Annotated in this window: 12 protein-coding genes; 7 read left to right on the top strand and 5 right to left on the bottom strand. The window is 70.0% G+C overall.

What is annotated here, in order from left to right:
• Positions 1–181 precede the first annotated feature (181 nt).
• Complete coding sequence (locus IPQ09_08835) at positions 182–1,096, top strand: hypothetical protein (GenBank protein MBL0194308.1); 915 nt, start codon at positions 182–184, stop codon at positions 1,094–1,096.
• 509 nt (positions 1,097–1,605) lie between these two features.
• Here the strand turns inward: IPQ09_08835 and IPQ09_08830 are convergent.
• Entirely contained in the window at positions 1,606–2,220 is a 615-nt protein-coding gene (locus IPQ09_08830) for a hypothetical protein (protein MBL0194307.1), read from the bottom strand.
• A gap of 207 nt (positions 2,221–2,427) precedes the next feature.
• Between IPQ09_08830 and IPQ09_08825 the strand changes: the two genes are divergently transcribed.
• On the top strand, positions 2,428–3,816 hold the full coding sequence (locus tag IPQ09_08825; protein ID MBL0194306.1) for a rhodanese-like domain-containing protein: 1,389 nt from the start codon (positions 2,428–2,430) through the stop codon (positions 3,814–3,816).
• 91 nt (positions 3,817–3,907) lie between these two features.
• Here the strand turns inward: IPQ09_08825 and IPQ09_08820 are convergent, their stop codons facing one another.
• The 3 genes from IPQ09_08820 to IPQ09_08810 form a co-directional block, all read right to left on the bottom strand.
• The gene (locus IPQ09_08820) at positions 3,908–4,915 is read right to left on the bottom strand and encodes a hypothetical protein (protein MBL0194305.1); all 1,008 of its coding nucleotides are present in this window, start codon (positions 4,913–4,915) and stop codon (positions 3,908–3,910) included.
• Between the two features lie 132 nt (positions 4,916–5,047).
• Positions 5,048–6,205, bottom strand: coding sequence for an LPS biosynthesis protein (locus IPQ09_08815; GenBank protein ID MBL0194304.1), 1,158 nt, complete (start codon positions 6,203–6,205; stop codon positions 5,048–5,050).
• A gap of 328 nt (positions 6,206–6,533) precedes the next feature.
• Entirely contained in the window at positions 6,534–7,631 is a 1,098-nt protein-coding gene (locus tag IPQ09_08810; protein MBL0194303.1) for a hypothetical protein, read from the bottom strand.
• 418 nt (positions 7,632–8,049) lie between these two features.
• Between IPQ09_08810 and IPQ09_08805 the strand changes: the two genes are divergently transcribed.
• The 3 genes from IPQ09_08805 to IPQ09_08795 are packed head-to-tail and all read left to right on the top strand — an operon-like array spanning position 8,050 to position 10,103.
• Positions 8,050–9,057 carry a hypothetical protein gene (locus IPQ09_08805; GenBank protein ID MBL0194302.1) on the top strand — a complete coding sequence of 336 codons (1,008 nt, stop codon included), beginning with the start codon at positions 8,050–8,052 and terminating at the stop codon, positions 9,055–9,057.
• Positions 9,054–9,731 carry a hypothetical protein gene (locus IPQ09_08800; GenBank protein MBL0194301.1) on the top strand — a complete coding sequence of 226 codons (678 nt, stop codon included), beginning with the start codon at positions 9,054–9,056 and terminating at the stop codon, positions 9,729–9,731. The genes IPQ09_08805 and IPQ09_08800 overlap by 4 nt, the downstream gene beginning before the upstream one ends.
• A gap of 45 nt (positions 9,732–9,776) precedes the next feature.
• The gene (locus IPQ09_08795; protein ID MBL0194300.1) at positions 9,777–10,103 is read left to right on the top strand and encodes a hypothetical protein; all 327 of its coding nucleotides are present in this window, start codon (positions 9,777–9,779) and stop codon (positions 10,101–10,103) included.
• A 69-nt stretch (positions 10,104–10,172) separates the two neighbouring features.
• Here the strand turns inward: IPQ09_08795 and IPQ09_08790 are convergent, their stop codons facing one another.
• On the bottom strand, positions 10,173–11,384 hold the full coding sequence (locus tag IPQ09_08790; protein ID MBL0194299.1) for a hypothetical protein: 1,212 nt from the start codon (positions 11,382–11,384) through the stop codon (positions 10,173–10,175).
• Positions 11,385–12,078: 694 nt separating this feature from the next.
• Between IPQ09_08790 and IPQ09_08785 the strand changes: the two genes are divergently transcribed.
• Both IPQ09_08785 and IPQ09_08780 read left to right on the top strand, forming a co-directional pair.
• Positions 12,079–12,552 (top strand): VOC family protein, encoded by a 474-nt coding sequence (locus tag IPQ09_08785; GenBank protein ID MBL0194298.1) that lies wholly within the window; start codon positions 12,079–12,081, stop codon positions 12,550–12,552.
• A 189-nt stretch (positions 12,553–12,741) separates the two neighbouring features.
• Positions 12,742–14,208 carry a glycogen synthase gene (locus IPQ09_08780; GenBank protein MBL0194297.1) on the top strand — a complete coding sequence of 489 codons (1,467 nt, stop codon included), beginning with the start codon at positions 12,742–12,744 and terminating at the stop codon, positions 14,206–14,208.

The raw sequence follows: 14,208 nt of genomic DNA, 5'->3' as shown, positions 1-14,208 counted from the left end.
GGCAACCCCGGACCTCGTAGCGCCGCGCGAGGCGTGGCGCAATCTCCAAGCTCGCCGCGCCCGGCCCGCCTCGCATCGCTGCGTTCGCCGCTCCTCGCGGGCGCTCGATGTTCGGTTGCCTCTCCGCCTCGGCCGCGTATGCTTGTACCCACCTTCACTCGCCCCCCCCTAGCTAGGCCTCATGCACAACTTCACCCTGAAGCGTCCGCTGCTCGCCCTCCTCGCCGTCGGCGCGATCGCGCCCCTCGCGCCCCTCGGCGCCTGCAGCAGCGATCCGGCCGCGACCGACGCGGGCCCCGCGCCGACCACGACGACCACGACGACGGCGACGACGACGACCACCACGCCGACCCCCGACGCGTCAGCGACGGCGACGGACGCTGCCACGCCCGATGCACCCCCGCCAGTCGACGCCTCGCCCGACGCTCCTACGGAGGCCGGCGCGTGCACCGACAAGGGCGCGACCGATGTGAAGCTCAACCCCGCGAACAGCGGGACCGACCCCAGCGGCAAGACCTCGATCCAGCTCGTGGACGCGTGCCAGGGGACGAGCGCGCCCCTCCCCTACGCCGGCTCGCGCGTGCGCTTCACTCCGACCACTGGCGTGAACCACTACCTGCTCGTGACGTCCACGAACCCCGCGGATTTCTACAAGAGCGCGAGCGTCGTCTACAACTTCCCCCCCGGCGTGCGGACCGACACCGACGTCTCCGTGTTCGCGAAGACGACCATGGGGTCCTTCGACGCCACCTACAACGCCGCGAAGGCCCATTTCTACCTGGTGATCAACAGGGCCGAGCCCACCTGCGACGCGAGCGGCTTCGTCGTGACGATCCCGGGCCACCCGGAGGCCGTGGTTCAGTACGCCGACTCGGGCTCCTTCAACCCGAACCTCGCGCTCACCGCCAGCGCCGGCGATCGCGGCGCCAACGTGTTCATCTCCAATGTCACGCCCGGCACCGGGCTGGTAGAGTTCGCCGGCGCGAAGGCCGGCTGCAAGCTCACCGGGGTGGCGTTCCCGGTGCCCTTGAGCGCGAACAAGTACCCCCTCGTGGCCGACACCGTCACGCGCGCGGTGATGAACACGTCGCTCTAGCTAGGAGTGTGTCGGGAAAAGACCAACGCCACCCGACCGCGACCCCGACCCGCGACCCCCGACCGCGACCCCGACCCCCGACCGCGACCGCGACCCGAAGCCGCGGGCGGCGAGCGCGAACCCTCAGCGGCGGATGAGGCCCGTGAGGAGCGCCACCAACCGATCCCCGAGGACGACGCATCGGTCGGCCGCTTCTTGGGTGGCGTCCCCCGCGTGGGCGGCGATCTCCACCGCGGCGACCGCTTCAACCGCTTCACCACGGGCGATGGCGAACCTGGAAGTGAGGCCCGCCCGCGGAGGCCATCGCAAAGCGCGCGGAGCGGGAGCGAGAGGCGGCCGAGAAAGGGAAAAAAGTGACCGGCCCCAAGCCTGAGGTGCCGGACCCGGAGCAAGCGGTCCCGGAGCCGAAAGCGCAGCGACTAGCTTAGCTAGCTAGAGCGCTACCCGGACCGGGTCGCGGTCGCTCGCCTCACGCGAAGACGCGAAAGGTCTCGACCGCGGGCGCGCGCTCAGTTCACTTCCCAGCCGACTCCCAGCTTCACGAGGAGGAAGCCGTCGACCTCGTTGCCCTTGACGAGATAGTTGAAGTACGTCGCGCCCTGGAGGCCTAAGCTCAAGATGAGCCCGTTGCCCTCGGGCCGGTGGCGCGCCGGGACCGACGTGAGGATACCGACCTCGCCGTACGGGCTCACGTTGCCGAAGCTGAACTTGCCATTGATCTCGTCGAAGTGGAGCGACGTGCCGCCGAGCAGGTAGCCGGAGATTGGCCGCGGCGAGCCGTAGTACGCGAGCCCCGTGCCCCAGCCGAACACCTTGCGATCCGGCGCGAGGATCGCCGTGCCTGACGTGTGCACCGCGAACGGCAGCGGCCCCCCGTCGATCCACTTGACGGTCTTGGCGTCCACCCCGATCGCGGTGTCGACCGAGAACACCTGCCCCGAGTGGCCGTCGCGCGCGGCGAGGTTGTACGCGGCGCCGGTCTCCGCGCGCGTGAAGCCGCGAATGCAGCCCGTGAGCAGCATGGGCGCGATGGCGCCGAGGAGCAGGTGGGCGCTCGCGCGCGGCGTAGCCGGACGCGCCGCGCGTGACCGTGACGAACCCGGGAGGGCAGGCGAGAGACCCATCGAGCCGTCTCTATAGGCCACAATCCGGCCGAGCGTGAGGAGGAACGCCCGCGCGAGGCGGCCCCGGTGGCAGGCGTGCGCGGACGGTGGGCACGTGCCCAGGTCCCCGGCGGTCGTGTCCGCGGCGGCGCCCCGGCGCCCCGGCGATCGGGCTGCGAAGCCCGCAATTCTCGCGGGGGCCCGCGCGGGGCGGCGTACTCTTTGCGGATGGATACGTCCCTCGTGCCAGAGATAGGCTCGGTCCCGCCGTCTCTCCGGAGCTTCCGCCTCACCTGGGCGGAGTCCATCGTGCGCAGCGCGAGCCAGGAGCCGGCGCTGACGGCCGCGTTCGCCGCGAAGCACGCCCGCCTCCTTCACTTCGTCGACGTGCGCGACGCGGCCGAGCTCTCGGGGCCGATGGGCCGGGTCCCTGGCTCTTTCTCGGTGTGCCCCGAGGACCTCGGACAGGTCGTCGAGGCGCTCGATCGCGACGACCCGGTGCTCCTGGTCGACCGCGCCAACGAGCGCGCCCCCGCGCTCGCGAAGGCCCTCGAGGGGCGCGGAATGCGCTTCGTCGCCTACATGTGGGGCGGCATCTCGGAGTGGCGCTCTCGGGGCTACGCGACGACCCGCGCGCTCCCCCTCCGCCTCGGCAAGATCGCCCGCATCGCTCCCCACTTCGAGGCCGAGCGTCGACGGCTCTCCCTGGAAGACATTCGCGAACACCTCGGCGATCCGCGGGCGATCCACCGGCAGAAGCTCGGCGCCCTGCTCATGGGCGGGCACCTCTCGTGTGTCGACGGGCGTGACCACGGGGCCCTCTGGGGCACGCCCGGCGGCGACGGCGGCGAGATCCTCCTCGCGCTCTCGGCGCTCGAGAGCCTCCGCAAGCGCGCGATGACCGAGGCCGAGGTGGGCGCCGTGCTGGAGGCACGCCTCGACGACTTCGGGGCGTGTGGCCTGCACACGGACACGACCGCAGGGAATAGGACCATCGCGGCGGCACGCGCCCACCCAGACCTCGCGCGGCACGTCGAGGGCATCTCCGAGACCTGGGAGTGGCGGAGGTTCTTCACGGCCCCCCCTCCCGAGGCGGTGCCGCATCTGCTCGACATGCTGTCGACCCCCGAGCTCCTTGGCTGTGGCCATCTCAAGTTGTCGATGCTCCACGCGGACGACTACGGCACCCGGCGAGATCTCGTGCGCGCCTTCCTGCGGACGTTCTTCAGCGCACGCTGGAGCGGGTCGACGGAGGCCCTCTACGCGGCGCTCCCGGGGGGGCACGTGGAGGGGGCCGTGCTTCGCGTGAGGCTCGACGACGCGCTCGGACCCTTCTCGCAAGTGCCGCTGATCTCACCCCTCGCCTACGGGACGCAGATGTTCGTGGCCCACCCCGAGGTCGCCGTCGCGACGCGCGGCTTCACCGTGAAGCTGTTGATACGCCTGGGCCTCGTGGAGGCGAAGCTAGCGGCGGCGCTCACCGAAGAGATCAGTCAGCTCGCGTCCGTGCAACTTGCACGTACATTGTTCGTCCTTGGAAATGGCCTCCCCATCTTCGACGTGTGGTTCGACGGCTCGGGGGATTTTCGCGTCGAGTGCGCGGGGCAGGTGGGCTGACGAGCCCGGCGCGGGCTGCTAAGCCCGTTGATACACGGGCCGATGCCGCCACGCCCGCGCGGAGCCGCGCCACCTCGCGAGCTGCCGCCGCTCAGAGCCAACGGTGGAAGGTGATCTCCTCGTAGACGGGGCGGAAGCCCGAGGTGATCGTGGTGCGCGCGGAGGGGTGATTCCTGCTCGCGAGGCCCGTGTCGAGCCACGTGGAGCCGAGGGTCGACATGAGGTACATGCTCCCCTGGAACATCGCCATGCCGAGCCCCTTCCCGCGCGAGCGGGGCTCGATCATCATGAGGTGGGGCTGGCCGTAGTTGTGGCCCAGATGCTTCGAGAGCGAAGGCTGGAACCGGTAGACGATGCCCCCGATGACCTCGCCCTCGTCGAGGACGACCATGACGGGCTCTTTGCGCCGAAGGCTGGTCTTGAACCACTCCCGGTACATGTCGTCGATCCGGGCGCGATCCATGCGCTCGTCGCAGTAGTAGTGGCTGCGCGAGTACTGGTAGCGCCCCGCGAGATCGAGCACCCGCTCGATGTCCGCGTCTTCGATGAAGCGAACGTTGGGACGCTCGAACGACGCCGGCATCTTCGAGTAGTCCATGACGGACCAGAGCGAGTTCTCGTAGTACCGATACCCCTGATCTTCGAGCAGGTGGAGGTTCGCGAGATCGTCCCCGTCCACCCTCGTGACGATGAGCTTGACGCCGCGGCTCGCGAGGAACGCCATGCACTCGTCCATGAGGCGCGCCATGACTCGCGAGGCGCCCGCCAAGTTGTACGAGACCATCCAGGTGATCTTCGCGATGGGGAAGCCGAAGTGGTTCAGGTCCCAGCTGGGCAGCTTGCAGCCAACGGCCAGCGCCAAGCCATCTACGATGTCGCCGAAGAAGACGGTCTCCTCGTCGGCGAGCGCGTCTCTCAGGCGCTCTCGCCGGAACTCCTGCCAGCCCTTCTTGTCCGTCGCAGGGTAGAGCCGATAGTGGTCGTATCGTTCCTCGGGCACGGACGCGAGGAGGGCCTTCACGTAGTCGTCGGGGGCGATTTGCGACGGAAGCTTGAGGCGGTCCGCGCTCCAGTGTTCAGAAAGACCTGCGTCGCTCACTTGCTACCTCTCGAATCGCGCTGCGCAGCGCCGTCGCGCACGGTCCCCGTGGACGCGAGCTGCTCGACGCAGGCGATCTGCGTCGACTCCATGTGGGAATAGGACCAACCCAACTTCACGAGATCTCGTTCCTCAGATGTTGTCCTTCGACGTGTACTTTACGTAGAAGCTCATCGGAATGAGCTCGAGCTTGGCGAGCATGTAGAAGAACGGGCGCCCCCTCTCGAAGACGGTCTTGTACGTGTCGTATTCACGATACCCGTGGAACGGAAGCGTCATCAAGTCTTCGAATTGGGCCTGGTCGAACCCCCAGCGCTTCATGATCATGAACACTTGGTCCATGGAGCAAGGCGGAGGTCCCTCGATATCGGCCGCCGCCTCGTCGCGGCCCAGGAGGCCCGAGCGAACGTGCGCGGAGTGCCCGACGATGCGGGCGTCGATGCTCCACCTGCGGGGGGCGAAGTAGGTGTGCCAGAAAGAGGTGATCCGGTTCTCGAGGTGGTGACCGCCGTACCACTTCCAGCCGTAGTCTCGGATGAGCATCTCCTTGACGGCCGGCTTGTCGTACCGGAGATACCAGAGCGGTCGTACCTTCCTGATTCGCCGCGCGAGCATCCAGCGGAGTTGGTCTTTCAACCAGAGGCTCGGATACGTGTCGAGCTTCACGTTTCCATGGCGCGTGACGACGCTCTGGACGTAGCGAGCGTCCATGTAGAGCCAGCCGATGGGGAACAGGCCCTCGCTCTGGAAGGAGTGGCCCTCGAAGATGAAGCGCGTCCCCACCTCTTCAGCGACGCGATTGAGCACGGTCGCGAGGGCGAGATCGGTCGGGCAGTCGAGGTCGATCGTGCCAGAGCGCAGGAACGCGCGGTAAATCTCGTCGTACTCCTCGTTGTCGACCACGTAGGTGTTGAGCTCCACGTCGTGCTTCTTCAGCACGCTATGGATGTTCTCCACCGCGATGGTGGAGTTCCACGTGTTGTCGTAGTGAACAGCGAGCGGGCGGAGGCCGCGCTCCTTCGCGAGGTGGATGAGGTACGACGAATCGGCGCCGCCGCTCACCCCGACCACCAGATCGTAGGGTTTTCCCCGGCCCTCGTCCTTGATGCTCTGCACGATCTCCGAGAACCGGCGCGAAGCCGCCTCGGAGCCGGTCTGGTACTCGGCCTCGAGCTTGTCGTGCATCGCGCAGTAGTTGCAGACGCCGAGCTCGTCGAACTTAATGGACGGGAGATCCTCGCCGTACAGGCAGCGCTTGCAGCGCTTGAGCTTCTTCCCCTCCTCGGTCAGCCGGTCCCAGCGGTTCAGCCAGGCCTTTTCGTCGAAGAAGATCGCGCGGTCTTCTTTGGTGCGGGGGAGTTTCGAGGAGATCACAGAGCTCTTTCTGGGTGGCGTGGGCGTGGCTCGGAGGGCCGAGTGGCCGGGCCGAGGTTACACCAGCCCACCCCTGGCTGCCTAGAGCACCGAACCGCTTGATTCGGTCGGCTTTCCGCCGATTTGCGTCGCCGCGCTTCGACGCTCCTCCTCGGCAGCTACCCGAGTTGCTCGACGAGCCAGAGGCTCGGCGGCCTCGTCGGAGCGAGGCTTGCCCGAGGCTCGCGCCAGTGGCCGCGGAGCGCTAGCGCCTGGATTCGCGGGAGTCGAGCCCGAGCGGGAAGTCGAGCCGCAGGGCGATCGCCTGGTGTCCGAGCGTGGTCACCGGGCGCCCCGACAGCTCCGCGCCGAAGAACGAGAGGCCCACGCGGACGGCGCGATCGATGTAGCTTGCACCTATCGCGAGGCGGCGCCACGTGGGCAATCCCTGGCCGGCCGTGGGGCCGAGCGGCGCGAGGACGGCCCGCGGGTGCTCCTCGGTGCTGGAGAGCAGCAGCGGCGTGAAGACGCCCTCGAGGTCGAGGGAGACCCGCTGGCCAAGCACGAGCCGCACCTCGGCGCGCGCGCCCGGCCCGAGGCCCATGTGCATGGGGAAGAGCTCGGTCCAGGGGACCGAGAGGGTCTCGTCGCCGAGCGCCGTGGGGTGCACGTGCCCGTTGTGCATGCCGAACTGGAGGTGGGGTCCGCCGGTCGCGCGGAGCTCGACCGCGCCGCCCCGGTTCACCACGCCCTCGGCGGTGATCCCGATCGGGGTCATCACCCAGGTCGACTCGCCGAGCGTGCGCTGGGCGTCGGTGCCCACGCGCTGCTGGATCCAGCCGCCCGACACCTCGACCCAAACCGGCGAGCCCGAGAGGCGCGCGTGGAGCCCCGCGAAGCCGCCCAGCCCCACCCCGCAGCCGCCGTTCGCGCCGAACGAGCCGCACCCCGCGGGCACGCCGACGCCGAAGAGCTGATCGGCCCGGTAGTGGGCCTCGCCGAGCCACGCGAAGCTGCCGCCCGAGACGGTGAGGGCGAGGAGGGTCTCCGAGGCGAGCATCACCGACCACGTGGTGCCGTAGAGGGCGCGCGTGGCGACGTGGGCTGCGAGCCCGCGCGGGTACGGGCCGAGCCACGCCCGCGTGCTCATGAGGGTGCCGGCCTGGAGCATGATCGACCATGTGCCCTCGACCGCCGCGATGGTGGGCGCCGTGTCGAGCAGGTCTGAGCTCGCGCGGGCGCGCTGCAGGACGGTGGAACGGGGCTTCGGCTCGTCGGCGAACGCCCGCTTCTCCGCGCCGACAGTGGCGCACGCGAGGGCGGCGGCGAGGACCGCCACGGGGAAGGCGCAGGCTCGCGTCACGTGGCAGAAGCGTACAGCAAACCGCCGCGGTCAGATCCGTGCCCGAGCGGTCGCCGCGGCGCGCGCGGCGCATGACGTCGGGTGGGGTTTTGGAGTATGTGGCGCGCATGGGTGTGCGAGGGCTGGCGTTGGCAGGGGTGGTGTCGTGTGGGGCGCTCGCGTGCGTTCACATTCCTGACTCGCTGCGGGCCGACTTCCGCGAGGTAGGGCCGGGCGAGCGCTCGAACTTCCGAGCCGGGGCGCACGGCACGGCGAAGGGGCGCGATCTCGTGGGGCCGATGCCGTCGCTCACTCGCGACGCCGGAGAGGGCAGCCCCGACAGCGCAGCCCCGGAGGCTTCTGCGCCGCCCGCTGCATCCGTCGCGCCGGTCGGGTCCGTCGCGGCGCCCGTCTCCCAGCCCGCCGACGGGGGGGGGCGATGAGCCGTCGGCCAGGTCTTGGGGCCCTGGTGCTGGGCGTAGCGGTCCTCGCGCTCGCGAGCGGCTGCGCGATGGCGCGCCCGGTGGGTCGTGTGAACATCATCGACCGGGGCGTGCCCGCGGGGGTGAAGCCGCCCAAGAACAACTACCTCGGGATGCCGCTCCGCTCGGGGCAGATCGTGCTCACCGAGTCGCCGGACGCGACCAGCTACGCGTTCCTCATGCTGCCCGACAAGTTCTACCCGTTCACGCACGCGGCCGTGCTCTCGATCGAGGACGACGAGCCGTACGTGTACGACGTGACCGGCGAGGTGGCGTCGGTGCCGCTCCACTCGCGCATGCTCGACAACATCTCGGGCAAGATGTACCGCCGGCCGCTCTTCGAGTACGCGAGCCCGAACATCCACACCGAGATCTACGATCCGCCACCCGGCACCGACGGCGAGAAAATGGCGGCGTACGCGCGCTCTCTCTACGCGCGCGGCGATGTGAAGTTCGACACGCACTTCGACACGCACGACCACTCGGCGCTCTATTGCTCCGAGCTCGTGGCGCTCTCCGTCGAGGCGGGCGGGGGCAAGCCGCCGCCCGTGGGGCCCGCGAGCAACCTGCCCTCGATCAGCACCATCATGACCTACCTCGGCGTGCCGCGCGGCGAGGCCTACCCGGTGGGGCTCTTCGCCGAGCCGTCGCGCTACGTCGCGGCGCTCGGACCGCTGCCGAACCGCGGCGCGGCGTGGGCGTATTTCGAGGCCAAGCGCGAGGTGTACCGTCGCTTCACCGCCGACCAGCGCATCGGCGCGGTCCTCGCCGTCAGCGGCAACGGCGAGCTCAGCGTTCGGCCCGAGATCCTCGCGTTCGCGTCCGAAGCCACGCGCCTCTTCGACCGCGATCCGGCGCCGCCCCAGCCCGGCGATCCGCGCATCGCGCGGGCCGTCCGCGCGCTCGCCGACCAGCGCTTTGGTCCCTTCCCCGACGCCCTCGACCGCGGCGCGGGCCGCCCGTGAAGCGAGCGCTGGCGGGGCTGTGCCTTCTGGCGCTCGGCCTCGCGCCGCGGCCCGCCCGCGCGCAGGGCGTCGACTGGACGCGCGTGCCCGGCGTGCCGCCCGCGGAGGAAGATCCTCGCGCGTTGCCGAAGAAGAGCACCACGAAGCGCGCGGGGCTCTTCGACGCTTCCAACACGACCGTGGGGCTCGAGGCTGACGGCGGCCCCGTGTGGTACCGCGCGCGCGGCGAGCCGCTGCGCCTAGGCACGGTCGAGCTCGGGGCGGGGCAGACCACCACCGCCGCGACAGAGCACCTCTACCTGGCCGGCTCGCTGCGTACCGTATTTCGCGCCTTCGACTCCAAGACATACCTTTGGACGCTCGTCCAGCTGGGATACGCCAGCGGGATCAAGGCCGGCCCCCTGGAAATGGAGGCCCAAATAGGCCTGGGATTGCTCGGGGTTAGCGCGGCGCGTGGCGAATGGAGCGTCGACATTTTCGCACCCCGCGCGGGGCTCGCTGTCGCGGTGCACACGGGTAGATTTCGTTTGGCTGTGGGCGCGCACACCGAGTACTTGTGGAGACTCTTCGGGATGGGGTACACCGCTCAGGGCCTGACGATCTCATTTCGATTCGACCTGGTCCCGGCCCTGCCGAAACCGGCAGACACCTCGGGGCGGTCGGAGAGTCCTTAAAACGCCAGGCAAGTTTTCGTGAAGAAGAACCTAGGGAGATATCGAATGAACAAGCTCGGACTTTTCGCGTGTGGCAGCATTCTCGCGGTCGTCGTTGGCTGTGGCGCCGGCTACCCCAACGGCTCCGCGTACAACGGCTCCACCATCCCGCACGGCATGGCCCGCAACGAGACCGCGGGCGCGGCCAAGACCGGCGCGAAGAACGGCGAGGCCTGCGTGTCGGGCGTCCTCGGGATCGCGTCCTGGGGCGACGGCTCGCTCGGCGCCGCCAAGAAGGCCGCTGGCGTCACGGACGTCCACTCGGTGGAGTTCCACGGCACCAACATCCTCGGCATCTGGCAGCAGGGCTGCACGGTCGTCAACGGCAACTGAGCCGCTGCGCCGTACGGCAGGTTGAGCCCGCGAGCGATCGCGGGCTCTTCTTTTTTTTGTCTGTCGCGCTCAGCAGCCGCAGCCGAACGTTCGGGGCGCGAGCGAGGTCACCTCGCCGTCGACGGTCTCCGCGGTCGCTTCGGGGAAGTACAGCGAGTAGCCGCGCGCGCTTCGCGAGCCCGCCGCGCGCGCGCCGACCGCGCCGAGCTCGGCGGCGAAGCCGTCGAACACCCGCACGACCGTGAGCTCCCCGTCTTCGGAGCGCCGGAACAGCGCGGAGAGCTGCGCGGAGAAGTCCCCGCACCCCTCGCCTACGCTCGCGGAGACCCACACCAGGGTCTCGCCGCCGACCACGATCGTGCGCACCGACGGGCTCGCCTCGGCGTGGGTGTCCCAGGTGGCGCTCCGCGTGGGGGCGTCGGCGCGCTCTCCACCGAGCGCGAGCTCGCCAGGCCGCGCCGTCGCCCCTTCGAGCGCGCGCACCTCGTCGAGCCACCGCGTCTCGTAGTCGACGCCCACGCGCGTGTGCTCGGGCAGCGCGCGGAAGGCGCGCAGCGCGCGGGACTCGAGCGCGTCGCTCGCGCGCTCCGTCGCCGAGAGCGCGGCGGCATCGTCGACGCGGGCGGCGACCGCGCCGTCGCAGTCGCCCGACACGGCCCGCACCGCGGCCACGAGCGGGTGCTCGGCCGACGGATCGGCGTCCGTGCTGCGCCAGAGCTCGAGGGCGATCGTCTCCGAGGCGAGGCGAGGGCGCGCTCGACCGCGGTCGTCCAGCGCCGTGCCCGACCACCGCGCGTAGTCTTCGCCGTCGGGGTAGACCCGCTCGAGCAGCGAGATCTCCCCGAGCACAGCCTCGCACACGGCGCCGCCTTCACCGACGAGGCGCACCCGCCGGCCGACCAGCCCTCGCGACGCGGGGGCGAGCCTCCCCACCGCTACCGCGCGCTGGGCCGCGAACGCACCCTCGGTGTCGGTCTCGACGAGCCGAGGCGGGCCCTCGGCGAGCGCCCCGCCGGCGTCGTCGCGCGCGCCACTCGCCTTCAGCACCACGAAGGCGCGCTTGCCCGCGTGCACGACCGGGAGCGTCGCGGGCTCGGCTCCGGTGAGCTCAGCCGCTGGCGCGGGCGCGACGTCTGGAGCCGCCGCGTCGGCCTCGGCCTCTCCGCGCGCTTCGGTCGCGGTCGCCTCGGGCTCGACGGACGGCCCGCCTTCCGGCAGCGACGCGAGCGAGCACGCGAAGGTGGAGACGAGCACGAGGGCGAGGGCGGCGTGTTTGTGCATGCGCCTCCATGAGCACGGCGAGTGCCAGGCGAACGGCGCGCGCGTGAGGCTCCGCAAGTGTTTGATGTGACAGGGTATTGTCGAGTCTTGGGGCCCGGGGTTCGCGCGCGCGGTGACCTCCTGGAGACACGCCCGGTGGCCGCCATCGCACGCCGGGCGCTCCCGCGCCGCGCTCGATGGCCGCGTTCCGTCCGCCCCCTCGTCGCTCGGGGACCCCAGACATCGGCGCCGTGCGAGCAAGAGCGATCCGGCGCGACTCGCGCTCGCAAGCCGGAGGGGCGAGCTCCGCTGCATGACGAGCTGGTCTTTCCACGCCACACCCCTGAACGGAGAGCGCGCGTACGTACCGCTTCCGAACATCCCGTGTACGGACTTCGAACACTCGAATGGTTCTCCCTCGTAAGCCAAGCGTGATCGGCGCGTGGATCGACTTGGCGCGCTTCGTGCGAAGTCTCGCAGTAGCGCTAGTCATTCACGAAGGTGCTCGTGATTGCTGAGCTCGGCGATCGGCGTTCGCGCGGTGACCTCGTGGAGACCGTGGAGACACGCCCCGAGCCCAAGGCGAGGTGTCGTCCATGAACGGTGGCCGCCATCGCACGCCGGGCGCTCCCGCGCCGCGCCGCGCGAGGCCACCATGGACGGCCGGTCGGGTCTTGCGTACGTTTCGGGGTCCATTTTTGGAAGGGGAGACACCATGCCGAATGCATTCGTTCACATCGAGCTCAACACCTCCGACCTCGCAGCCTCGAAGAAGTTCTACAAGGGCCTCTTCGCGTGGGAGTTCACGTCGCCTATGCCGGGCTACACCATGCTCGGCGTCGGCAACGGCCCCGGGGCTGGGGGCGGTATGGGCCCGAACCCGACGCCCGGCGCGCCGAAGCAGTGGTTGCCATACGTGCAGGTCGACAGCGTGAAGAAGACCATCGCGAAGGCGAAGAAGCGCGGCGCCACGATCCTGGTCGAGTACCAGCCCATCCCCAACATGGGGGCGCTCGGCGTCTTCCTCGATCCCTCGGGCGCGGCGCTCGGCATATGGGAGCAAGCCGCGCCGGCGGCCGCGCCGAAGAAGGCCGCCGCGCCGAAGAAGGCCGCCGCGCCGAAGAAGGCCGCCGCGCCGAAGAAGGCCGCGCCGAAGAAGAAGGCCGCCGCGCCGAAAAGGAAGCCCTGATCGGCGCGCTTACTGCGGGTTTCGGTGAGAGGGGGCGCGACTCTGTGCGATGCTCCGGCCGCCCATGAGCGACGCCTCCTCTCTCGCCCGCGCCCCGCGCGCGTGTGCCCACTCCGTCTCGCCTTCGTCTCCCGTACCGCGTCCCGCCGCCTCGCGCGGCGCCCCCGCTCCCACCTGGGACCCTCGCTCGTGAGGGTGCTCTTCGTCGCCTCGGAGGTCGCCCCCTTCGCGAAGACCGGGGGCCTCGGCGACGTGGCCGGCGCGCTGCCGCAGCGGCTCGCGGAGCGTGGTCACGACGTACGCGTCGTGATGCCGCTTTACCCGCGAGTGCACGCGCACGCGCCCGACCTCACGACCGCCGTGAGCGAGCTCTCGATCGAGCTCGGCGGCACGCGGGTGATCGTGTCGATCCTCGAGGGCGTGTTCCCGGGGACCCGCGCGCCCGTCTACTTCGTGCGTTGTCCGGGGCTCTACGACCGCCCCTCGATCTACACCCAAGACGCCGACGAGCACCTTCGCTTCATCGTCTTGTCGTGGGCGTCGCTGCTGCTCTGCCAGCGCCTCGGGTTCGCGCCCGACATCGTCCACGCGAACGACTGGCAGACGGCCCTCTTGCCGTTGCTCCTGAAGACCGCGTTCGCGTGGGATCGCCTCTTCGAGCGCACCCGCTGCGTGCTCACGATTCACAACATCGGCCACCAGGGCTCCTTCGACGCGCGCATCTTGGGGGAGACGGGCCTCGGCGCGGCCGCCCACCACTTCCACCAAGACCAGCTCCGCGAGGGGCGCATCAACTTCCTGCTCACGGGCATTCTCTACGCGAACGCGCTCACCACGGTGAGCCCCACGTACGCGAAGGAGATCCAGCGACCGGAGCACGGCGCCGGGCTCGACGCCTTCCTGCGTGAGCGCGAAAACGTGCTGTTCGGCATCCTGAACGGCGTCGACGAGAACGACTGGAGCCCCGAGACCGATCCGCACCTCGCCCAGCGCTACGCGATCGACTCGCTCGAGGGCAAGGAGGTGTGCAAGCGCGACCTCGTGCGCTCCGCGGGGCTCAGGTACCACGCGCACGTCCTCGTGTTCGGCATCGTGTCGCGCCTCGCCTGGCAGAAGGGCTTCGACCTCTGCTTCGGCGTGCTGCCTCGCGTGCTGGCGCGTCGCCCCGTGCAGCTCGTGGTGCTCGGCACCGGTGAGCCGAAATACGAGGAGTTTTTTCGCGGTCTCTCCCGCCGGTTCCCGAACCAGGTGGCCTATCGCGCGGCGTTCAGCGAGCCTATCGCGCACAAAGTGGAGGCCGGCTCCGACTGCTTCCTCATGCCCTCGCGCTACGAGCCCTGCGGTCTGAACCAGATGTACAGCCTGCGCTACGGCACCCCGCCCGTCGTGCATCGCACGGGCGGCCTCGCCGACACGGTCACGGCCTTCGACCGACGCAGCGGCGAGGGCAACGGCTTCGTGTTCGATCACTTCGATGAGCCCGGCTTCGCGTACGGCGTCGACCAGGCGCTCCGCACCTGGGGCACCGGCCGCGGTGAGGACCGCGCGCGCTGGCGGAGGCTCCAACAGAACGGCATGCGGCTCCGCTTCGGGTGGGCCGAACGCGTCGCGAGCTACGAGCGCATCTACCGCAGCATCCAGCCGCCGAGCGAGTAG

It is taken from the genome of Myxococcales bacterium (assembly GCA_016720545.1).
Taxonomy (GTDB): domain Bacteria; phylum Myxococcota_A; class Polyangia; order Polyangiales; family Polyangiaceae; genus JAAFHV01.
The sequence above is the reverse complement of the archived record's forward strand: the minus strand, read 5'-3'. Positions and strand labels throughout refer to the sequence as shown.